At 52.3% G+C, this 21887-nt stretch carries 20 protein-coding genes and 8 tRNA genes; 3 read left to right on the top strand and 25 right to left on the bottom strand.

Annotated elements, in window-relative coordinates; translation table 11 throughout:
- Positions 1-121: 121 nt before the first annotated feature.
- The gene (locus ACESZP_RS03310) at positions 122-571 is read left to right on the top strand and encodes a CYTH domain-containing protein (protein ID WP_440322965.1); all 450 of its coding nucleotides are present in this window, start codon (positions 122-124) and stop codon (positions 569-571) included.
- Positions 572-726: 155 nt separating this feature from the next.
- Complete coding sequence (locus tag ACESZP_RS03305; protein WP_440322966.1) at positions 727-1131, top strand: helix-turn-helix domain-containing protein; 405 nt, start codon at positions 727-729, stop codon at positions 1129-1131.
- Between the two features lie 120 nt (positions 1132-1251).
- On the opposite strand, the gene ACESZP_RS03300 is transcribed toward ACESZP_RS03305, so the two are convergent.
- From ACESZP_RS03300 to ACESZP_RS03270, 7 genes are all read right to left on the bottom strand, one after another.
- A complete protein-coding gene (locus ACESZP_RS03300) occupies positions 1252-2517 on the bottom strand; it encodes a dihydroorotase (protein WP_499708016.1) in 1266 nt (421 codons plus the stop codon).
- Between the two features lies 1 nt (position 2518).
- Positions 2519-3925, bottom strand: a complete 1407-nt coding sequence (locus ACESZP_RS03295; protein ID WP_499708015.1) for an ABC transporter substrate-binding protein — start codon at positions 3923-3925, stop codon at positions 2519-2521.
- Between the two features lie 227 nt (positions 3926-4152).
- Positions 4153-5367: an LL-diaminopimelate aminotransferase gene (locus ACESZP_RS03290; protein WP_499708014.1), complete on the bottom strand. Its 1215-nt coding sequence runs from the start codon at positions 5365-5367 to the stop codon at positions 4153-4155.
- A 48-nt stretch (positions 5368-5415) separates the two neighbouring features.
- Positions 5416-6279, bottom strand: a complete 864-nt coding sequence (gene dapF / locus ACESZP_RS03285) for a diaminopimelate epimerase (RefSeq protein WP_499708013.1) — start codon at positions 6277-6279, stop codon at positions 5416-5418.
- 19 nt (positions 6280-6298) lie between these two features.
- Complete coding sequence (locus ACESZP_RS03280; protein WP_349163702.1) at positions 6299-6847, bottom strand: ANTAR domain-containing response regulator; 549 nt, start codon at positions 6845-6847, stop codon at positions 6299-6301.
- A 46-nt stretch (positions 6848-6893) separates the two neighbouring features.
- On the bottom strand, positions 6894-8240 hold the full coding sequence (glnA, locus tag ACESZP_RS03275) for a type I glutamate--ammonia ligase (RefSeq protein WP_499708012.1): 1347 nt from the start codon (positions 8238-8240) through the stop codon (positions 6894-6896).
- A gap of 242 nt (positions 8241-8482) precedes the next feature.
- Positions 8483-9610: a hypothetical protein gene (locus ACESZP_RS03270; protein WP_499708011.1), complete on the bottom strand. Its 1128-nt coding sequence runs from the start codon at positions 9608-9610 to the stop codon at positions 8483-8485.
- A 391-nt stretch (positions 9611-10001) separates the two neighbouring features.
- Here ACESZP_RS03270 and ACESZP_RS03265 point away from each other — a divergent pair.
- Positions 10002-10075 (top strand) — tRNA-Pro (locus ACESZP_RS03265).
- Positions 10076-10350: 275 nt separating this feature from the next.
- On the opposite strand, the gene ACESZP_RS03260 is transcribed toward ACESZP_RS03265, so the two are convergent.
- The 18 genes from ACESZP_RS03260 to ACESZP_RS03175 all read right to left on the bottom strand — a co-directional run bounded on the left by ACESZP_RS03260 (position 10351) and on the right by ACESZP_RS03175 (position 21791).
- Positions 10351-11025, bottom strand: a complete 675-nt coding sequence (locus ACESZP_RS03260; RefSeq protein ID WP_440322632.1) for an NUDIX hydrolase — start codon at positions 11023-11025, stop codon at positions 10351-10353.
- Positions 11018-12100 (bottom strand): DUF3810 domain-containing protein, encoded by a 1083-nt coding sequence (locus ACESZP_RS03255; RefSeq protein WP_499708010.1) that lies wholly within the window; start codon positions 12098-12100, stop codon positions 11018-11020. Before ACESZP_RS03255 ends, ACESZP_RS03260 begins: the two co-directional genes overlap by 8 nt.
- The gene (locus tag ACESZP_RS03250) at positions 12097-12399 is read right to left on the bottom strand and encodes a hypothetical protein (protein ID WP_349163710.1); all 303 of its coding nucleotides are present in this window, start codon (positions 12397-12399) and stop codon (positions 12097-12099) included. Before ACESZP_RS03250 ends, ACESZP_RS03255 begins: the two co-directional genes overlap by 4 nt.
- Positions 12396-13382: an acyltransferase family protein gene (locus ACESZP_RS03245; RefSeq protein WP_499708009.1), complete on the bottom strand. Its 987-nt coding sequence runs from the start codon at positions 13380-13382 to the stop codon at positions 12396-12398. The genes ACESZP_RS03250 and ACESZP_RS03245 overlap by 4 nt, the downstream gene beginning before the upstream one ends.
- Positions 13383-13385: 3 nt before the next feature.
- Positions 13386-14810 (bottom strand): ATP-dependent Clp protease ATP-binding subunit ClpX, encoded by a 1425-nt coding sequence (gene clpX, locus ACESZP_RS03240; RefSeq protein ID WP_349163713.1) that lies wholly within the window; start codon positions 14808-14810, stop codon positions 13386-13388.
- Positions 14811-15024: 214 nt separating this feature from the next.
- Complete coding sequence (locus ACESZP_RS03235) at positions 15025-16551, bottom strand: S1C family serine protease (protein WP_499708008.1); 1527 nt, start codon at positions 16549-16551, stop codon at positions 15025-15027.
- Between the two features lie 162 nt (positions 16552-16713).
- Positions 16714-16794, bottom strand: a tRNA-Leu gene (locus ACESZP_RS03230).
- A gap of 78 nt (positions 16795-16872) precedes the next feature.
- Positions 16873-16945, bottom strand: a tRNA-Lys gene (locus ACESZP_RS03225).
- Positions 16946-16983: 38 nt separating this feature from the next.
- A tRNA-Gln gene (locus ACESZP_RS03220) sits at positions 16984-17055 on the bottom strand.
- Positions 17056-17074: 19 nt separating this feature from the next.
- Positions 17075-17148 (bottom strand) — tRNA-His (locus ACESZP_RS03215).
- Between the two features lie 46 nt (positions 17149-17194).
- Positions 17195-17268 (bottom strand) — tRNA-Arg (locus ACESZP_RS03210).
- Positions 17269-17419: 151 nt separating this feature from the next.
- Positions 17420-17490 (bottom strand) — tRNA-Gly (locus ACESZP_RS03205).
- A 9-nt stretch (positions 17491-17499) separates the two neighbouring features.
- Positions 17500-17574 (bottom strand) — tRNA-Pro (locus ACESZP_RS03200).
- A 107-nt stretch (positions 17575-17681) separates the two neighbouring features.
- Complete coding sequence (locus tag ACESZP_RS03195; protein WP_178040205.1) at positions 17682-18161, bottom strand: YfcE family phosphodiesterase; 480 nt, start codon at positions 18159-18161, stop codon at positions 17682-17684.
- Positions 18158-18754 carry an XTP/dITP diphosphatase gene (locus tag ACESZP_RS03190; protein ID WP_440322637.1) on the bottom strand — a complete coding sequence of 199 codons (597 nt, stop codon included), beginning with the start codon at positions 18752-18754 and terminating at the stop codon, positions 18158-18160. The genes ACESZP_RS03195 and ACESZP_RS03190 overlap by 4 nt, the downstream gene beginning before the upstream one ends.
- A gap of 18 nt (positions 18755-18772) precedes the next feature.
- The gene (locus ACESZP_RS03185; RefSeq protein ID WP_499708007.1) at positions 18773-20143 is read right to left on the bottom strand and encodes a lectin like domain-containing protein; all 1371 of its coding nucleotides are present in this window, start codon (positions 20141-20143) and stop codon (positions 18773-18775) included.
- Positions 20140-21297 (bottom strand): THUMP domain-containing class I SAM-dependent RNA methyltransferase, encoded by a 1158-nt coding sequence (locus ACESZP_RS03180; protein WP_499708006.1) that lies wholly within the window; start codon positions 21295-21297, stop codon positions 20140-20142. The genes ACESZP_RS03185 and ACESZP_RS03180 overlap by 4 nt, the downstream gene beginning before the upstream one ends.
- A 188-nt stretch (positions 21298-21485) precedes the next feature.
- The gene (locus ACESZP_RS03175; RefSeq protein WP_178040201.1) at positions 21486-21791 is read right to left on the bottom strand and encodes a rhodanese-like domain-containing protein; all 306 of its coding nucleotides are present in this window, start codon (positions 21789-21791) and stop codon (positions 21486-21488) included.
- Between the last annotated feature and the right edge of the window lie 96 nt (positions 21792-21887).

The following is a 21887-nucleotide window of genomic DNA, read 5'->3' as shown; positions in this document are numbered from 1 at the left end:
TATAGCAAATTCCCGTTGAATTTTCTATATCTATGTGCTACTGTCCTTTTATAATATGAATGATTACGACCTTTCCTTTTTTCACACAGGATTTTATGGAACGGTCTAAGGGGGTCTTTTTATGGAAATAGAACGCAAATTTTTAATCCCGAAGCTGCCGGATAACCTGGATTCTTTTCCCTGCAGATTGCTGGAGCAGGCCTATCTGTGTACGGAGCCTGTGGTGCGGGTGCGCCGCAGCGATGATTCTTTTATTCTCACTTACAAATCCAAAGGACTCATGAGCCGCGAGGAGTATAATCTGCCCCTGACAGCTGAAAGCTATGAGCATCTGAAGGCCAAGGCCGACGGTAATATTATTTCCAAGAAGCGGTATCTGATTCCGCTTCCTGACGGCCTGACAATTGAATTGGATGTGTTTGCCGCTCCCTTTGAGGGGCTTTGGATCGCAGAAGTGGAGTTTTCATCCGAGGAGCAGGCCAATGCCTTTACGCCGCCGGAGTGGTTCGGAGAAGAGGTTACCTGGTCGTCCGAGTATCATAACAGTACGCTCAGCCGCAAAAAATTCTGATTCGGATTCTCTGACGCAGTTTATGAAATCGCGATATTTTGTCATCGTTCGCCGACATATTATTTTACTTGAGCTGCGTTTTGTGACATTGCGCATATGAAAATCCGCAAACTGGTATAATAATGCCATCTTTTCGGAACACAAGGAGAAACGCAATGTCGGAATCTTATCTGGCTGATAATCTTCGCAGCCTGCGCGAAGCTAAAAAGTATTCCCAGAAATATATCAGTGAACAGCTTCATATTGCACGGCAGACCTACACTGTTTATGAAAGCGGCAACCGTGTCCCGGATATCAGCCTTATCTGTAAGCTGGCCGATATTTACGACGTTTCTCTGGATCAACTGGTACTGACGGATCTGTCGGCCCACTCGGATATTATCGCCGACGGAACCGAGCCCCGCCACTACGCGGCCGTCCCCAACAAGAGTCTGATTCCCTTAAGCGGCGCCAACGCCAAGTCCATCATGGATTTCTTAAGCTTTCCGGAGGAGACGCAGTTGGAGATACGGGAGTATATCCGGTTTAAGAAGTATTTGTTGGCGAAGGAGCAGAAATGAACTTGAAGCCGCATTTTGCAGCTTCATAAACTCTGCTTTCTGTTACCAAAAAACGCTGCTTGTGTGGATGATGAAGTTCATCTGCACAGGCAGCGTTTTTCTTTTCGCATATAGTTATTCTTATAGACTGTATACTATCTTTCCATCGCAGATGGTGTAATGCACCCGGCCGGTCAGATTCCAGCCCTTGAAGGGGGTGTTGACTGCTTTGGAGCAGAAGCTTTCGGGCTTCCATTCTTCGTCTGCAGCGAAGATGACCAGGTCTGCGGGGGCGCCTTCGGCGATGCCCTGATAGGGCAGGTGGTAGAGGGCGGCGGGGTTCTGGCTCATTTTGCGCATCAGTTCCATAAGGGTCAGGCAGCCCGGTTTGACCAGTTCTGTGATGCCAAGGGCCAGAGAGGTCTCCAGGCCGACGATGCCGCTGGGGGCTTCGGTCAGGGGCTTTCCCTTTTCGTCGATGCTGTGGGGCGCGTGGTCGGTGGCAATCATGTCGATGGTTCCGTCCTTCAGGCCCTCGATAACAGCCTGCCGGTCTGCTTCCGTCCGAAGGGGCGGATTCATTTTCGCCAGGGTGCCATAGGTCAGGACAGCTTCATCCGTCAGGGTAAAATGATGGGGCGCCGCCTCGGCGGTCACATGGGAGCCCCGTCTCTTAGAGGCGCGCACTGCTTCTACGGCTCCTGCCGTACTGATGTGCTGGATGTTTACGTATGAGCCGGTCTCCTCGGCCAGACGGCAGTCCCGCTCTACCATGGTGATCTCGGCCTCCGCCGGGGAACCGCCGATACCGAGCTTCTCTGATACCGGGCCTCGGTTTATACCGTTGTTTGTAATAAGCTTCGGATCTTCTTCATGAAGGCTGACAGGCACCTGCAGTTCTTCTGCTTTGATGAGTGCTGCCTTCAGAACCTCTTCGTCCAGAATTGGGATGCCGTCATCGGTAAAGCCTGCTGCTCCCGCCGCACGTAAAGCATCCATATCTACCAGTTCTTTTCCCTGCATGCCTTTGGTGACACAGGCACAGGAAAGTACGTGGATGCCGGTTTCTTTTCCCTTATTCAATACATATTGAAGGGTCTCGGCGTTATCAATTACCGGCTTCGTATTGGCCATGCAGACGACGGTGGTAAAACCGCCTGCTGCCGCCGCATGCGCACCGGTCAGGATATCCTCTTTATACGTAAGTCCCGGATCGCGGAAATGCACATGCACATCCACCAGGCCCGGCGCAACCGCCATGCCTGCCGCTTCTATGATATCTTCGCAGCCGTCCAGGTTCAGCTGCTCTCCTACAGCTTTGATTGTCCCATTTTCCAGAATCAGATCTCCGATAAAATCTTTGCCGCTTACCGGATCGATGATTCTGCCTCCGCGAATTCCTGTCATGTTAATCTTCCTCTTTCTCTGTCAGCGTTTTGGTCGCATACTCATTAAAGCTGTTGGCGGCTTCTTTTACACTGTACTGTCCGTCCAGAATCTCGCTTTCCATCTGGTACCAGTATACACGCATCTTCTCAAAGCCGTTTACAGACTGGTAGTATGTGCCGCTATAGGGCATCAACGCCTCGAAAAGCTGCGCCTCCTCGTTGCCGTCGTACACGTCGCCCATGGACGCGCGTACCGGGAACGCGCCGCTGCGTACCACGTTTTCCTTCGCAACAGCTTCATCGTTGCACAGGAAATCGATCAGATAACGGGAAGCCTGCTCTTTGGCTTCATCCTCGGTCTTGAATACGCAGAAACCGTTCAGCATATATTCCAGAGACGGGCTACCATCCTCGGACGGGTAGGGCATAACAACCACGTCCACACCATTTTCCTGAAGGGCCGCCGCGTTGTTGATAGCCTGTGGCAGGCTCCACAGCAGGCAATAGGACTGATTGCCCGCCACGAATTCTTCCACCGCATCCGCGCCGGTGGAATCGGCGCCGTTCAGCATCCAGCCTTTGTCCACCCACTCTTTTATCTTGGTAAATGCCTTCTGATTGGCGTCACTGTTCATGGTATAGGCGGTCTTCTCATCGTTCATCAGGCTGCCGTCATACAGATTTGTGATGAAGGAGCGGGTCGCGTAGTCGCCTGCGATTCCGGAGCAGTAGAGCATGCCCGATCCGAAGCCGGATGCGTTTAGCTTCTCCAGTACCTGCTCGAAGGCGTCGGTGGTCCAGGTGCAGGCTCCTTCCCGGTTCATCAGATCGATGGCTCCGGAGCCCTCCAGCATTTCCCGGTTGAAGGCCATCACGTAGTTGGATCCACTTAAGGGGTACATAACGTACGCGTCGCCATTTTTGCAGGCGCTTAACAGGTTTTCGCTTATCATGTCATTCTTGACTTCGTCGGTGAACAGGTCGCTGATGTCGCTGAGCATGTCTGCTTTTGCGTAGGTGCTGATTCTGCCCGGCTCGTCCAGAAGGACGTTCGGGAGTTCGCCGCCTTCGGCTTTGATCTGCTCGTCGATCATGCCGGGGCCGTCGGTGTAATCCAGGAGTTTCAGTTCTACTTTGATGTTCGGGTATTTTTCGTTGAATTTTCGGATCAGTGTCTGCTCGTAGGTGCCGTCGGCCTGGTCCTCGTCCTGTACGAATACGGGGTAGGTCCACCAGGTGATGCTGGCTTCCAGATCGGACACTACCTCGGCCGGTGTCTCTGCTTCGGCTGTGTCTTCGGTGTCTTCTACGACGTCTGCGATATCTATATCTTCGCTGCCTGCGTCTTTTTTGCTCTGGCATCCCATGGCGGATACGGCCAGAAGACTGGCGGCGGTAAGGGCTGTAAGTTTTTTCCAGTTTGTCATGCTTGTGAATCCTCCTAATCTGTTTTACTATAGCACAGATGTGGGGGTGGGACAAGGGGGAAATCGTGGAAATGGATGGATTGAATAAACGGACGAAGAGAGGAAAAAGTGCCATTTTTCCCTCTCTTCTGATATCGGATGTATTTGCTTTACCCTGACATGGAAACGATGGGATCAGGGGACGGGTGGGTGGGTTTGCTTCTGGCTTTCTGTCGCTATCGTCCGCCTTATAAAGCCTTGATTCTCTCCAACGCCTTCACGGTATTTTCATAAGATCCAAAGGCCGTCAGCCGGAAATATCCCTCTCCGCTGGGTCCGAATCCCGATCCCGGCGTACCAACCACGCCCGCGTTCTCCAGCAGATAATCAAAGAACTCCCAGGAATTCATCTTATCCGGCGTCTTCAGCCAGATGTACGGTGCATTTACACCGCCGGATACGGTGTAGCCCGCATCCTGAAGACCCTTAAGGATGGTCTTCGCATTGTTCATGTAGTAGCCCACCTGCTCCTTCAGCTGCGCCTTACCGGCCTCAGAGTAAACCGCCTCACCGGCCCGCTGTACGATATACGGCGCTCCGTTGTACTTGGTACCGTGGCGTCTCGCCCACAGTGCGTGCAGGGATACATCGCCGCATTTCAGCTCCTTCGGGATAACCGTGTAACCAAGACGCACACCGGTGAAGCCTGCGTTCTTGGAAAAGCTGTGAAGCTCGATGGCACAGGTCTTCGCGCCCTCGCACTCATAGATGCTGTGCGGCACGTCGTCCTCAGAAATATAAGCCTCATAAGCCGCGTCATAGATGATGACCGCGCCTACCTTATTGGCATAATCCACCCACACCTGCAGCTGATCCTTCGTAATTGTGGAACCGGTCGGATTGTTCGGGAAGCACAGATAAATGATATCCGGCGTCTCCTTCGGAAGCTCCGGCGCGAAACCATTGTCCGCAGTACAGGGCATATAAATCACATTGCTCCACATCTCCGTCTTTGGATCATAGGTACCGGTACGTCCTGCCATGACATTGGTATCCACATACACCGGATATACCGGGTCGCACACTGCAATCTTATTATCCAGGCCGAAGATCTCCTGAATATTACCGGAATCGCACTTTGCGCCGTCACTGACGAAGATCTCGTCCGGCTGAATATCAGCGCCTCGATCCTGATAATCATTTTTCGCAATGGCATTTCTCAGAAATTCATAGCCCAGATCCGGCGCGTAGCCATGGAAGGTTTCCGCGTGGCCCATCTCGTCCACCGCCTTGTGCAGCGCCTCAATGATGGCCGGAGCCAGAGGCTGGGTCACGTCGCCGATCCCCAGACGGATGATGGTCTTCTCCGGATGCTCCGCAGAATAAGCGGCTACTTTCTTACCAATGGTGGAAAAAAGATAGCTTCCCGGCAGTTTCAGGTAATTTTCATTTACTTTATACATAATATTCACTCCTCTTTGTGCCTCCGGCACTTGAATTTCTTAACAATTCTAACGATCCTCGACGCTGGCTCTCAGCTCCTCCGGATCAAATTCTCCGGTAAATGCGGTCGCCGCCGCGCCTGTCATATAGACACAGTTATCTGTCTCATCCCACTGAATTTCCAGGTCGCCGCCCAACAGATGCACGGTCACTTCCCGCTCTGCGCAGCCGTTCAGAATCGCGGCTACCGCCGTGGCACAGGCGCCGGTTCCGCAGGCCATGGTTTCGCCGGATCCACGCTCCCAGACGCGCATTTTCAGATTTTTGCGATCCATTCGTTCCACAAATTCGGTATTCACACGATCCGGAAAACGCTCATGCTGCTCAAATTTTGGGCCGATTTCCTCTATCTTTAAATCATCCACACCGTCCATAAACACAACTGCATGGGGATTGCCCATGGAGACACAGGTCATCTCATACACCTGATTGTCCACCACGATGGGAGCTGCTACCAGCTTATCCCCTTCGCCCACCACCGGAATCTCGGACGGCTTCAGGATAGGTTCCCCCATGTTTACACGGACTTTTTTTACCTTGCCGTTCTCGACGGTCAGCTTCAGATATTTCACTGCCCCTCCGGAAATAACACTGATCTCGGTCTTGTCGGTCAGACCGTTGTCGTAGACGTATTTCGCCACACAGCGGATACCGTTGCCGCACATTTTTCCGTAGGAGCCGTCCGCATTGTACATGGCCATCTCAAAATCCGCTTCATCGGAAGACTGAATCAAAATCAGGCCGTCGGACCCGATCCCCTTGTGCCGGTCGCTGACCAGCCGCGCGATCTCGCCCGGATTTTCCAAGCGCTCCCTGGTGCAGTCCATGTATACATAGTCGTTGCCGATTCCATGCATCTTTGTAAATTTCATTTTCAAAATTATTTCCTCCCTAGAATTTCATCATGCTTAATACCATCTCCGCCGTCTCCACCAGGTTCGTTCCGCTGTCCATGCTGCATTTCTGGATATAGCGGTGGGCTTCCTCCTCGGTCATGCCGTTTCGTTCCATCAGAAGGACCTTGGCCTCGTCCAGTACTTTCCGGTCTTCGTCAGAGCGTACCTTCGGCATGGCCTTCCGCTTCTTCCGTTTACGCTCAACGCCCGCTGCCATCATTTCCAGCGTATTCAGCAGATCCTGAACCTTCAATGGCATCGCCACAGACATAATACCAGATCCGACACATTCGCTCAAGACCCTCTGGGACGCCATCAAAAGCATTTCGAAATGGGTCGGCAGGCAGTCTGCCAACTCCGTGTACATCATATCCGGATACTTGTACCCACAGACCAGAATCCCATCGCCAAGACCGTTGGCACTGGCCAGAGCCTGCGCTCCTGTGGTACAGACCGCCGAAACCCGGAATCCGTGACGAACCAGCAGATTGCGGATGTTCTTTGCATCTTCTATTTTCGGAAATAATACAATTACATTCGTCACACTTACACCTCCCGGAATTACGAATTACGTTATCCTGAGGTGAAAGCTAGAAACGATACAGATACTGTTCGGTCTCCCACTGGGACACCTGGGCAGAGTAGCTCTCCCACTCCTGCTTTTTGGCCGCGATATAGCATTTACAGAGTTCCTCGCCCAGAACCTGCTTTACCAGCTCATCCTGCTCCAGACCGTTCAGCGCTTCATAGAGATTCCGCGGCAGCGGCTCGATATTCAGAGCCATGCGCTCCTCATCTGTCATTTTCCGCACATCCTCATTGACCGCCTTCGGCGGCTCAATGTGATTTTTGATACCATCCAGGCCTGCTGCCAGGCAGACTGCCAGAGTCAGGTACGGGTTGCAGGACGGGTCGGGACTTCGAAGCTCAATCCTGGTATTCTCCTCCCGCTGAGCCGGAATCCGGATCATCTGACTGCGGTTAATGGGCGACCAGGAGATGTAGGCCGGAGCTGTAAAGCCCGCGCCGGTCTGAGCCGGAAACAGACGTTTGTAAGAATTCACCAGTGGATTGGTGATAGCAGACAAGCCTCTAGCGTGCTTCATCAGGCCGCCGATAAACCAGTAGGCTTCCTGACTCAGACCATACTCGTCATTCTCATCCGCAAAGACATTTTTTCCGTCCTTTTTCAGGGAAATATTGGTGTGCATACTAGATCCGTTAATACCGGCACGGGGCTTGGGCATAAAGGTGGCATGCATACCGAAGCGCTTGGCAATGGTCTTTACGGCCAGCTTGAAGGTCATAATATTATCGGCAGATAAAAGGGCCTCGTCATAGCGGAAATCGATCTCGTGCTGGGCGGAAGCCACCTCATGATAGGACGACTCCACCTCAAAGCCCATTTCCTCCAAAGTCAGGATAATGTCACGGCGGACATTTTCCCCCTGATCGATGGGGCTCATATCGAAATAGCCTGCTTTTTCATGGCTGAATACGGTGGGATTGCCGTCGTCGTCGGTGTGGAACAGGAAGAATTCGCACTCAAGTCCCACATCGAAGCGGTAACCGAGGCCTTCTGCCTCCTTCAGTACCTTCTGTAAGATATAACGTGAATCGCCCTCATAAGGCGATCCGTCCCGCTTCTGAATGTCGCAGATCAGACGGGCTACCTTGCCCTGCTGGGGCCGCCACGGGAAAATGGCCAGGGTGTCCAGATCCGGACACAGAAACATGTCCATGTCATTGTCATGGAGGAAGCCCTCCACGCAGGAGCCGTCAAAAACGTACCGGTTATCCAACACCTTCTCCAGCTGGCTGGCCGTCACAGCCGCGTTTTTCAGATTGCCGAACAGATCGGTGAACTGCAGGCGGATAAACTCCACATCCTCTTCCTCTACCAGACGCATGATATCTTTCTTTGTATAGTGACTCATATGCTCTCTCCTTTTTTATGAGTGTTTCTTTTTCCCTCATCGCTTGCGAAAATAAAACGAAAGGGAAGCCCCGCACGGGACTCCCCCTTCGCAGACTTCCCCCTTGGAGAACGTCATTGTTCTGTAAAAAATATAGCAGGTGGGATTTTTTTTGTCAATGATTATTTCTACACAAAAAGCCCTGCCGTAACCGGAAATTCCGCTTTTACGGCAGGGCTTTTCCATGGATTATTAAAATGGAATTAACGCTTTCTGCGACACAGCGTGATTCCACCCACGCCAGTTACGGCTGCCAGCAGGAGCAGGGTATAGCCGAGGGTACGGACTGCGTTTGTGTCTGCGGTCTTCGGACCCTGGACGATGGGCTGAGGGGCGGATGCTGTCGGGGTACTGCTGCCGGAACCGGATGATCCGGAGCCGCCGGAGCTGCTGCCTCCGCCGTTATTATCCGGCGTCTCCTGCTTCTTATCGTTCAGGCCAGACCAGTGGATGGTGATCTCCACGTCGTTGGCGGGCATGGTGAAGAAAATTCCTGCCTGACCGCCCGCAAAATGTTCCGGGGAAACCTGAAGCCCAAGCTGCTCTTTTGTGAGTCCCTTTACGATACTGATTCCCTCATAGGTGGCGCCTTCCGGCTGTTCAAACAGAAAACTTACATCGCTTCCTTCCCGTTCGTTTACGATCAGCGTATGATTCACTTTATCGTATTCCGGGTACTGCGAATAATGCCCGGATATGATTCCATTGATTTTTACGGTATAGCCCTTACTTACGCTGATGGGCTGGGCCGCGGTCTTTCCGTAAGCCGCTACCGTTACAGCCGTCTGTGCCAGCGGCAGATTTTCACCGTCTGGTATGGTGTATTCTTCGTCATCCAGTTGCCGGCTGTACGGATAGCTTTCTTCCGCTCCGGCTTCCGCAACCGCTTCCGCCTCTGCCTTATAATATGCCGTAACCTTCATTCCCGTTTCTTCAAAATTTTCACCCAAAAGGTATGCCGTTTTATACGGTGGGTTTGTGACCGCGAGTTTCTCCACCGGCAGAACCCAGACATAGATATATCCTTCCGCCTCCTCGTATCGGTTGTCGCCATGACGGACAGCCAGGAACTGGTGCCCTCCACTCTCCGTCATCCTCTGATCCGGATTTTTCCATTCGATATGCTGCTCACCAGCACCCCTGATTTCTACCGTTCCAAGCTTCGCTCCCTGAAGTCCCGATCCTGCTCCTGCATCCAGCACGTTCTCCGGATCTCCCGTAGGATCCAGTTCCGCTGCCCGCGCCGTCACCGGCAGTGCCAGCAGGCAGAACAACAGACTCAACACCAGCGTCAGTCCGCTCTTTTTCCACAGTTGTCTCATTTTTTTCATATTTCTTTTCCCCTTTCCTCATAAGGCCTGCGCTCGTTTCCCTTTTCTCTAGGACAGGCCTTTTTTTCGGTATAAAAATACACCCTACGTCCATTGTAAGGTGTATTTTATAAAATAAATACTAACTTAAGGTTAGGGTTTTAGCTGCATCAGTGTCTCCGGCTGCCGCCGGGCGCAGATATTCCTGCAGGCGCTCGCTAATATAGATGGTATTCAGATCGGATTTTCTTCTGGGCATAGACGTTCCTCTGTAGGGATTATTTCTTACTGTAATTATACTGAAAAATGACCGGAAAAGGAAGCGGGAGCGATAAAGCAAAAAACTTCTTGACAAATCGTTTCCTTTTCCTTATAATAATTTTTGCATGTGAATTTCATATTTATATTTTATCGGAGTATGGCGTAGTTTGGTAGCGCGCTCGGCTGGGGGCCGAGAGGTCGCAGGTTCAAATCCTGTTACTCCGATTTTCTATTGCAAAATCAAGGGTTTGCGGGATTTCGGAACTTTAAAAACTATGATTACTTTTGATTACTTGTTACTACTAATTGTTACTATTTAATCTAAAAGAAAGGACCTTGCAACTATCTTAGCCAGAATCTTTATGGTTCTGGCTTTTTCTTTATATAATAAAAGGACTGGGTATGTTTCCCAGCCCTTTTCTATACTCCTCTTATTTCTCTCCTCTGCATTTCCGCACAAAAAATGAGCGACTTTTTATTCCAATCCACCATTTCCCGTCTTACTGCCGCAGATAAATCCCCTGCTCTTCAATCCAGTCCTGCAGATCGTTCTGGGCGTCCTCTGCCCAGGTCTCCGTCTTTTCCGCACAGGCCAGGGGCCGTCCGGTCTCCCGGAAATAATCCTCGATAGCCGCCGTCAGCTTTTCAAATTCATCTTCAAAGATACAGTTTTTCAGCGTGGCGTTCCGAATGCCGTCCAGACAGGCCCGGTAATCCATCCACAGAACGCTCTCCACCTCTTCCTTCTGAAGCTTCAAATCCCCGGTACGTCCGGTATACTCCATCAGATACACCCTGCTGTACTCATAGTTGATGAACGGCTTTCCATAAAATACATCTTTTACGTAACCCTTATGGGTGAACACCTCATGCAATTCCCCGGGCTCAGCTTTTACGCCCAGCTCTTCCCGAAGCTCCCGCAGCGCCGATTCCCGAAAATCCTGTCCTGCCGGAATATGTCCCGCGGAAGAGATGTCATAACAGCCCGGAAAAGAATCCTTATGGGCGCTCCGCTTCTGAAGCAGCACGTCGGCAGATCCTCGGTCGGCCCGGTAACGCACCAGCCACACATGGGAGGTACCGTGTAAATCGCCGTCCCGGTGTACCAGCTCCCGCTCCTTTGTTTCTCCCTTCCGGCTTCCGTCTTCCTTTCGCAAATCCAGTAACTCACTCATCTGTCTTCCTCCTTCTCTCCGCCAGCAGCAGATCCACCATGCGGCCATAGCTTTTGACTCCACCCTTCTGGGAATTGGCTCTCAGATAGGTATCGTTCATTTTATCGGAAATATCTGCCACTTTTCCGGCAAAGCTCTTCCAGTAACGGTTATGCTCTGCCAGATCGGCTTCCGCCCGGGCGCAGAGCTTCTTCCGGATCGCGATCATCCGCTCCGGATTCTCCCGGTACAGGGTATTTCCACTGTAAATGTAGGCCAGCAGCGCTCCGCTATAACGAAAAGCCGCGCTGTCCGAAGCCCGGCAGGCCAGGTATGCGATAAAATTGGCCTCGTCCTCCCGCATAAAGCCCTTCAGATGAGACAGCTCATGGCAGACCGTGGAGGGCTTGTCCGGCTGCGGCATATCCCCGTTATAATTGGCTTCTATGGTAAATGGGCTGTATTCCCCCTGCAGCTGCTGATAGGACATGTACCACCAGCTGAAAATCTGCTTGGGAACCGGATAATACCCGGCCAGCTCCGGATAGCTTTCCCCCGCCCGCTGCATGGCCTTCACCGCCTCTGTCCCCAGATCTCGGCTGTCAGACAGTCCTTCGGGGGATTCTGTCTCCAGCTCCGCCGCAGCCTCATTGATTTCCTGCACCAGAGCTTCGCAAAGCTCAGCCAGTTCATCTTCCGTTGACTTCTGTAAGGTAAAGCCGGCCCGTTCCGCGAAGGTCCGCCGCTGATAATTGATTCCGCAATTCAAAGTAAACAGAACAAATAAAACAATCGCGAATTTTACCACAATTGCTGCCAGTCTGCGCAGCCGCAGCCGTCGCCGGATCACCAGAAGCAGCCCGGCCAGCGCCAGCAGTATCGCCGCGTAAATCAGAAGCTCAATCAGGGAAACTGGTACAAGGGCGCTTACACGTCCCAGGCTTCCGACCCAGATTGGGTAGATTTTTTCCGCGTACCACTCCGCAAAGGCCGGAAAAAGCCGGGCCGCAAGGTCCAGCGCCAGGGCAGCCAGAAGGCTGCCGCTCCAGCACACTGTACTCCTTCGTACCCGGCTTTTATGCTCCGCACGCCTCATGAAAGGGCGCTCTTCTTTTCATCGATTTCTCCCTGATATTCGTCAATCAGGATTTCCTTGCGCGCGATTTCCTCGCAAAGCTGTTGAAGCGGCACGTCGTCGATACTGCCCGCAGCCGCGAAGCGCTCGTATACGATTTTTCCGATGGCCTCGTAATCCCGCTTCATGTCCCGCTCCAGACTGTAGATCTGATTTTTCAGTTTCGCTACGCCCGCCACCTCAGTCGCTTTGCGGCTTACGGTGTCCGCCGCTCCTGTTACGGTTCTTCCAATGTTGTCCCAGATATTGCTGTTCATCATCTATACCTCCTTGTATTATAAAATACATTTATAACCTCCGCCAGTACTATCGAAGCCGCTCCCACCAGGAAGGGCATCAGCGTCTGACAGATCGTTGTCTCATAAAATCTCACCATCATAAAAGCCAGCGCCGCGAAATTTCGCAGCAGCATGTGCCAGAGATAAATCTGTGCTGAATCCCGCTCGCCGATGCGGGCCAGAGCCGAGCCTTTTCCAAAGGCCGGATGGGCCAGAGCCAATGCGAACATCCCGCCCGCCGTCAGAATACTGCCCACATACAGCTCGTCATATCCGCTCCACAGACATTCCACCGCCGATAACACGACACCTGCCGACAGCGCTACCAGGCAGAAGCCCGTACGCAGTGTCAGCCCTCCCTGCTTCTCCCGGCAGGCAAACCAGCTGCCCCACAGGAAAAACGGAAAGCCCGTCAGCCAGAAGTTTCGGATCCAGCGGACCGGCACCGCGATACCGGTCAATCCTCTTCCCTCTCCCAGCAACAGATTGGCTGCCAGCAGTACCGGAATCAGAAGATATGCCCTTTCCTCCAGGCGTTTACGCGCCAGCAGCCGGTAAAACAGGTAGCAATACACCAGCGCGCCCATAAACCACAGATGAGGCGCCATAGCTGTCCGGTTAAAGAACAGTAGATCGGATACCGTCCTGCCTCCGTCCGGAAAAAGCTCTGCTCCCATCTGCGCGAAGGTCCGCTGGGACAGAAAATACCGGATTGCGGCCCACAGGTAATAAACCGCCACCGCTCCCACATACAGCCGGAGAATATGGATTTCCCGCCGTCTTAAGACAGCGTCCTCCCGTCCATAGGCGAAATATCCGCTGATCAGGAAAAACAGCGGCACCGCGAACCGGGCTATTCCTTTTATGATTTCCCCGGGAACGCCGGGCAGGGTGCAGTGAATCAGCACCACTGCAAAGGCGGCAATTCCCTTCCATACATTCAGACAATCATTCTTCGTCTTCATGACTTAATCCTGCTGCTCCAGCTCCAGCACGCCCCGCATGGCGATAACCGGGCCGCCCCGATGCTCAATATATTCTCTGGTAATCGTGACGCGGCCGATATTGTCATCCTTCGGCACCTCATACATAATATCCAACATAAATTCCTCTATGATAGCCCGGAGCGCTCTGGCTCCCGTATCCCGCTTCAGCGCCTCTTCCGCGATGGCCTCCAGTGCGCCGTCGTTGAACTGCAGATCCACCTCATCCAGATCCAGCAGCTTCTGGTACTGCTTGAGAATGGCATTCTTCGGCTCCTTCAGGATCCGAACCAGCATATCCTTGTCAAGCCTGCCCAGGGTACAGATTATCGGCAGACGTCCCAGAAACTCAGGAATCATACCGAAGGCCCGCAGATCCTCCACGGTCACCTTTGAAAGCAGATTCGGCTCTTTGTCGTATTTATCCTTTAAATCCGCCTGGAAGCCCATGGAGGACTTCTGGTTCAAACGCTCCTTAATGACATTCTCCAGATCCGGGAACGCGCCGCCGCAGATAAAGAGGATATTGCGGGTATTCACCGTGGTCAGCGGTACCATGGCGTTCTTGCTGCTTGCGCCCACAGGTACCTCAACCTCCGCGCCCTCCAGAAGCTTTAAAAGTCCCTGCTGCACCGACTCTCCGCTGACGTCCCGATGATGGGTATCCTTCTTCTTCGCAATCTTGTCAATCTCATCGATAAAGACGATTCCCCGCTCGGCCTTCTCCACATCATTGTCCGCCGCTGCCAGCAGCTTGGAAATAACGCTCTCGATGTCGTCGCCGATGTAGCCTGCCTCGGTCAGGGACGTGGCGTCCGCAATAGCCAGGGGCACATCCAGAAGCTTCGCCAGCGTCTTCACCAGATAAGTCTTGCCGCTTCCGGTGGGACCTATCAGCAGAATGTTGGACTTCTCAATCTCGATATCGTCCTGGGTTCCGGTGGCCACACGCTTGTAGTGATTGTATACAGCCACAGAAATAACCTTTTTGGCATGATCCTGTCCGATAACGAATTCGTCCAGGCTGGCCTTCAGCTTATGGGGTGCCGGGATGCTCCGGATATCAAACGCGGGCTTCGGTCCTTCCTTCTTTGGCTTTTTCTTCTTCACCTGCTGCTGATTGGACATCATGTTCTGTAAATCTGATAAATTCATAAAGTTGACGCCCTGAAGCCTGGAGAAGTCAATATTTCCATTCTGAATCGTATCCATCGTCTTCTGCATACAGTCCGGGCAGACACTGATGCCATCTGTCAGGGTGATCAGCTTCCCGGTCTGGCTCTCCGGACGGCGGCAGAGGAAGCAGAACCGCTCGTAGTCATGTTCCTCCTGCTCTGTACTTTCTGTATGGATTACCCCTTCCGGAGTGTCTTTTTCCTTATCGTTCTCTAAGTAATCTTTATCCTGCATATATTCCTGTTCTCCTTTTCACACAGTATATCATAATTTACCCCATTGTGAGCGAAGAATTAAAATTTCATATTCTTTATAAATCCTTTCGATTATTTTATCAAATATACATATCTGATGATTTTATCCGTTTTTGTAAAATTATCCCAGTTTAAATATGTAAAAGAGACCGGCTGCACGTTTTACGCATAACCGATCTCTTCGATTCATCTGTCTACTTATTGGCCGCTTCTACCTCTGCCTTGGTGCTCAGAGTCAGTGATACTGTTTTCTCCACATAGCTTCCATTTTCCGGGGACTGTACTGTCACTTCCACCGTCTCACCGGCTTCATAGTATTGCAGGCGATCCCGCAGCGTATCATAGGTTGTCACGCCCATTCCGTCGAAGCGGGTCAGGATATCTCCCTTTTTCAGTCCTGCCTTATCCGCCGCGCAGCCTGATACCACAGACTTCAGATAGACGCCCTCAGGCATATCATACTGCTGGGCAATGTCGCTGGTCACATCCTGACAGGTAACGCCCAGATACCCCATTTTCTCACTGTCTACTTCAGAACGGGTCTGCAGATTCTGCAGATCTCCGATGATGCCCTCCACATCGGAAATGGGGATTGCGTAGCCCATACCCTCTACATAGTTGGATGAAAGCTTGGCCTCGTTGATACCGATGACCTCACCCTTCATATTCAGCAGTGCGCCGCCGCTGTTGCCCGGGTTGATGGCCGCGTCCGTCTGAATCAGCTTATTGCTGATGGTACTGCCATCGTCATTTTGCAGGGTTACCTCCCTGTCCAGCGCGCTGACAATTCCCTTGGTCACCGACTGTCCATATCCCAGCGCATTGCCGATGGCAATCACCTGATCGCCCACCTGCATCTGTGAGGAATCGCCAATCGTGGCTGTCTTAATTGCAGACATGGTCTCCGCCGGAATATCTGAAAGCTTCACGGCAATGACGCCCACATCCTTTGTGGCGTCGCTTCCCTTAATCTGAGCCTCCACCGGAGTAGTTCCATCCTTGCCCTCGTCCACGCTGAATACCACAGACAGGTTGGTTGCCCCTGTGATGACATGGTTGTTGGTGACAATCAGAAGTTCGCTGTCATTCTGACCGATGATAATGCCGGTTCCTGTGGATGTGGACTCCTGCTGCTGTGGCTGACTGTACCAGCCGAAGCCCCAGTAATTCTGTACCTCTTTTACGCTGACATTGGTTATAGCCACCAGGGACGGCATGCACTGCTTCACAATCGCTGATACGGACGCAGCGCTGTCTTCCGAACCGCTGTTTCCGGTCTGGGGCTGTACGGTTCCCACCTCCGGTGCCGCCGTATCCGCTGACGCATCCTGGCTTACAGGAGCCGTCACCTTATCGCCGAACAGCTTCTGTCCCACAAAATTCGTGCCCTGGAATGCCGCTCCGGCCACCACGCCAAATACCAGCGCAATGCACACGGTCTTCGCAATGGTGCGGCCAAAATTCTTCTTTTTCTTCTGCTTCTTCGACACGCTGCCCCGGAAACTGCTCTCCGTATTCCGGCTCTCCGTGCGCTGATAATCTGTATCCTGATAGAACGGACCGCTGTAACGATACTGGCTGCCTGTGGTTCCGCTTTCAGGCTGCGCTGCCGTACTGTCTTTTCCTTCCGCTCCGGCGTTCTCTGTATCTCTTACATCTGCTCCTGTTTCATTTTCCATATCCGGATTTTCAGACAGGTTTTTATTTTCCTCATCGTACATAAAGATGCACTCCTTCCTCCACTCACTTGTATCATTATCCTGTAGTGTAACAGGCAATTGTGTTCAAAGTGTGAGCAAAGGATTAAAAAAAGTTTATAAATGCCCGCGCCCGTATAATTCAAAAAAATCGTGCAGTTTCTGCAAAACTGCACGATTCCAGGCTGCGGATAACAGGACTTGAACCTGCACGGGGTTACCACCAGAACCTAAATCTGGCGCGTCTGCCAATTCCGCCATATCCGCGAATGTCGTCCACTTCCGTGGACTTGTTTAAACAAAAAGACCGAAAACCCTGTATTCACAAAATCTTCGATCCTCTCATGAAGCATCCGGGATTCGAACCCGGGACAACTTGATTAAAAGTCAAGTGCTCTACCGACTGAGCTAATGCTCCTTATTCATAATAACTGCGGAAGGTTTTCATCCGCCCAACTGGGCTAACTGGATTCGAACCAGCGAATGCAGGAGTCAAAGTCCTGTGCCTTACCGCTTGGCGATAGCCCAAAATTTTGCTCTCGCAAAGGGTGGATAAAGGGATTCGAACCCTTGGCCTCCAGAGCCACAATCTGGCGCGCTAACCAGCTGCGCTATACCCACCATATCTTGCCAAGTAACGGCATATGCAAATCTTACAATCTGCAAATGTGCTCGAAGGGATTCGAACCCCCGACCCACGGCTTAGAAGGCCGTTGCTCTATCCAACTGAGCTACGAACACAAACCCTTCGATAGAAGTGTTATCTGTGAGTCAAGTACTCACAGTACACACTGATCACTAAGCTCATTTGCTCGCTGCGCTCCCAATTCGCTAAGTGTTCAGGTGGACGTTCGTACTAGGTTCGAAAATACCTCACCAAGTACTCACAGTCAGCGGGTGATGGGAATCGAACCCACGTATCCAGCTTGGAAGGCTGGTGTTCTACCATTGAACTACACCCGCAGAGTATCATCGGGGTGACAGGATTCGAACCTGCGCCCTCCTGGTCCCAAACCAGGCGCTCTAGCCAAGCTGAGCCACACCCCGAAGCTGTTCACCGCCGCGTCACTCGTGACGCAAAATATATTCTACTGGATAAAAGTAAAATTGTCAACAACTTTTTTTAATTTTTTTCAACTTCTTCAAAAATCTTTTTAAATGTATTTGATAGTGTAAGCGGCATCCCCATTTCCATCAATTTCCATTACCATATAGCTGGGCTTCCTGCCCTCCTGGCGGGGATAGGACATACTGCCCGGATTCAGCACCGTTACATCCCGCTCCTGCTCCAGATAAGGCCGGTGGGTATGGCCGAACATGGCGATATCAAAATTCCGCGCCCGGGCTTCCTCCTTCAGCATCTCGGTTCCCATGGAGATATAGTAATAATGGCCGTGGGTCAGAAGCACCCGGTATTTTCCAATCTCAAATTCATCTTCCCGGGGCAGATCGCAGAAAAAATCATTATTTCCCGCCACCATGTGGACCGGACAGCCTGCCATTTCCCGGATCTTTTCCTCACTGCCCTCCACATCGCCGCAGTGAACCAGCATATCAAAGGGCTTTTCCCGTTCCATAGCTTCTTTCAGGTTGCCTTCTTTTCCATGTGTATCGCTGACAATCAGTACCTTCATGCATTTACCTCTTTTAAAACTTCTTTCATAGCCCTTAAAGCCTTTCCTCTGTGGCTGATTTTATTTTTCTGTTCCATGGTAAGCTCTGCGGTGGAACAGCCGAATTCCGGAACAAAGAAAATCGGGTCGTAACCAAAACCGCCTTCCCCTCTGGATTCGTAGCCGATGATACCCTCGATGGTCCCCTTTGTGGTAAATTCCCGTCCATCCGGAAGCACTGCCGCAATGACGCACACAAAACGCGCGGTCCGCTTTTTCTCAGGCACGCCTGCCAGCAGATCGAGGATCTTCTGATTTTTAATCTCATAGGAAGTGTCCTCGCCCATATAACGCGCGGAATAGACGCCCGGCTCACCGTTCAGGTAATCAATTTCCAGGCCGGAATCGTCCGCCAGCACCAGGGCATCCGTCTGGGCCGCCACCGCCCGGGCCTTAATCAGGGCGTTAGCCTCAAACGTGGTTCCGTTTTCCTCGGCGTCACTTGTGATGCCCGCTTCTTTCTGGGACAGAATCGTGAGGCCGGGCCGTCCCAGAATCTCACGGATTTCTTTCATTTTTCCTGCATTTCCGGTAGCAAATATCAGTTTATCCATTTTCTTCTCCTCTGTTTCCTAGTTCCGGTCCGAAGCATATACCTTCAGACACAGATTGCTCTGCTGCTCTGTCTCCACACGTTCCCAGTAGAGATAGCCGTCGGCACTGATATACCCCTCGCCATCGCTTAAATCTACTGCGTCCTGAAGCTCGTCAGACGCGTATTCCACAGCAATCGGATACTGGCTGCCCGGCGTGGTTATCTGCACAATCACGGCAAACCGGTCACCCGCACACACGGATACCGCTTCCGTCAGATCTACGGTATAATAGCCCGCGTACTGCAAATATCCCGACTGCAGAATCTGCGCCTCCCCAAGAGACGTTGCGTCGGTAAATTCCGGTTGGATGCTGATGCGATATTCCGTATCCGGTCCGGTAGCATAAAAGCCTACGGCTTTCAGCTCCTGATTTCCGACCGCCTCGTATACATTGGCAAAGCTGGCCTTTTCTGTATTGTAGCCAATCTGTCCGCACCAGCCGCACAGATCAGACTGATAAAGCGTATCATAATTGTCCGGGGCGTCGATACGGGTATACGCCACATTATCGCTTCCAATATTCGTGTCATAATAGGAGACATAAAATACACCGTCTTCCCCGAACTCGTTTCCCCAGCTGTTCTGACAGATAAAAGCACCGTCTCCCTGCATAGTCCGATTGAAATTATCTGCCGGATACCCATCGTCCCAGCCGATGATCACCACGTCGTGATTGGACGCCTCCTGCCCGGTATAGCCATAACTTTTATGCTCCTCGCTATAGTAGTCGGATTGCCCGGTATATTCGGTAAAATCCATATAAAGGGAGCTTTCCACACCGCCGTAGAGATACACGGTCTGCTTGATGGCCTGATAATCCTTGGCGTCCGGCATCCGCACCTCCTGCACATGACAGACTGCCTGCAGATCGTCGGGGGACTGCCCGTCGCCGTACGGATCGTCCTGCTCCAGCACCGGTCCGGCCCAGGACGTCAGATAAGCCATCGACATGATATAGGAACCGCCTTCTTCTGTTCCCATTTTAAAATGATTGTGATAGTTCAGGTGATCCGGAGAAAAATCATATTGCTTTTCCGGCATCAGTGCCGTCTCCAACGCGGTCAGGCCCGCAAAGGCCCAGCAGGTACCGTGCTGTCCTTGATCCCGGGCCGGAACACTCCTGCCTTCCTCCCGGTAATCATACCGTTCCGGAAGTTCGATTTCTTCCTTTGTCCGGTCAATAGCCAGACTCTCCGCGGTTTTGCCGGCCTTTTCCTCCAGCATGGATTCCACCAGGGCCGCGCCGCTCACCGGCACCTCCGTCGGCTGAATATCCATATCTCGTATCACAAGAAAACAGCAGACCAGAAATGCCAGCACTGTCAGGGTTCGAAGTTTTTTTCTCATATATCCTGCCGCGGTCTCCGGGGCGGTTTGGGTCCCGGAAACTGATAGAAATAGGTTTTCAACATGCCATTATAGATTTTACGGTTCTTCGCCGCCTTGCGGCCCAGATACCGCTCCGCGTCCTCGTAGCCGGTGATCAGGTACATGGACCAGTCATCCAGGCGATCATAGGCCTCGCCAATCTCCCGGTACAGGGTCGGCAGGGCTTCTTTTTCCTCCAGGCGCTCGCCATAGGGCGGATTTGTGATGACAAAGCCGTATTTTTTCGGATGGCGGAGCTCAGAGACCGGCCGCGCCTGAAAATGGATCAGGTGGTCGACGCCTGCTTCCTTTGCATTTTCCCGGGCCGCCTTTACCATGTCCGGGTCGATGTCGTAGCCCTGGATGTCAGTTTCGATGTCGTCTTTAATGAGGTCGTTCGCCTCTTCCACCGCGTTGTACCAGAGTTTTCTCGGGATCATGTTTTTCCAGTCCTCGGCCACGAATTCCCGGTTCATGCCCGGGGCGATGTTGGCCGCCATCATGGCCGCCTCGATGGGAAATGTACCACAGCCGCAGAACGGATCTACCAGGATGCGGTCGCCTTTCCAGGGTGTCAGCATAATCAGGGCTGCCGCCAGAGTCTCGGTGATGGGCGCTTTGCTGGTTAGTCTTCTATAACCGCGCTTATGCAAGGAGACGCCGGAGGTGTCCAGACCTACCACTGCCTCATCCTTTAAAAATGTGATACGGATAGGGTAGGAGGCTCCGTCCTCGCTGAACCATTCCATCTTATATCTGGTCTTCAGTCGCTCTACCATGGCTTTTTTGACGATGGACTGGATGTCTGACGGGCTGAACAGCTTGCTTTTTACGGACGTGGCTTTTGTGACCCAGAATTTTCCGTCTGCCGGGATGTAGTTTTCCCAGGGGATGGCTTTGATGCCCTCGAAGAGCTCGTCGAAGGTCTCTGCCTTGAAGCGGCCCACCTGAAGCATGACGCGCTCCGCGGTCCGAAGGAAGATGTTGGCGCGACACAGGGCGTCCATGTCGCCGATGAAGGTGACGCGGCCGTCCTCGACCAGGCTTACGTCGTATCCCAGGTCCTGTATTTCCCGTTTCAATACCGCCTCCAGGCCGAAGTGGCAGGGGGCGAGGAATTCGTATGTTTCCATTTATCTCTCCGTCTTCTGTAACGGTTCCGCCTGAACTGTTACCATTTTCTTACTTTTTTGTATTCAGTTTGACGGCAGACGCTTCTGATTGTTTGCTCCTGCGCCTGCCGTCATCCACTTATAGTTTATCTTAATATGCCCTTTCCCCGCTGTCAATGATTTTTCTGCGCCATGCCGGGGCTGAATCTCTAATACTGTTCCAGATTCCGCCCTTTGTAGGACTGGATGCCGCCCACTAAGGTCAAGACCCGGTAGCCTGCTTCGGCCAGCTCCCGGGCGGCTTTCATGCTGGTGCTGCCGCGCTCGCAGTAGAGGATCAGGGTTTTGCGGCGGAGCAGGTACACGCGGTCCTGCAGGTTCTCGTAAGGGATGCAGACGGCACCTTTGATGTGCCGGCGGCGGAAGTCCCGGGGAGAGCGGATGTCAATGAGGATGTAGTCGGGTTTAAAGAGATAGCTGTCTATTTCCCTGGGGGAGATGGTGCCAAAGTTCATGGGATCACCTTTTGGATAGAAGGGTATACTTTATAGATATGCGGGAGGCGAAGGGAATGTGAAGAACGGATGCGTGAAAAGCGCCCGGCTCTGCAA

Origin of the sequence: Candidatus Dorea massiliensis AP6 (assembly GCF_964245105.1) — a bacterium.
In the GTDB taxonomy this organism is placed as follows: domain Bacteria; phylum Bacillota; class Clostridia; order Lachnospirales; family Lachnospiraceae; genus Laedolimicola; species Laedolimicola intestinihominis.
Note: the sequence above shows the minus strand (reverse complement) of the source record. Positions and strands in the feature narration are given on the sequence as shown.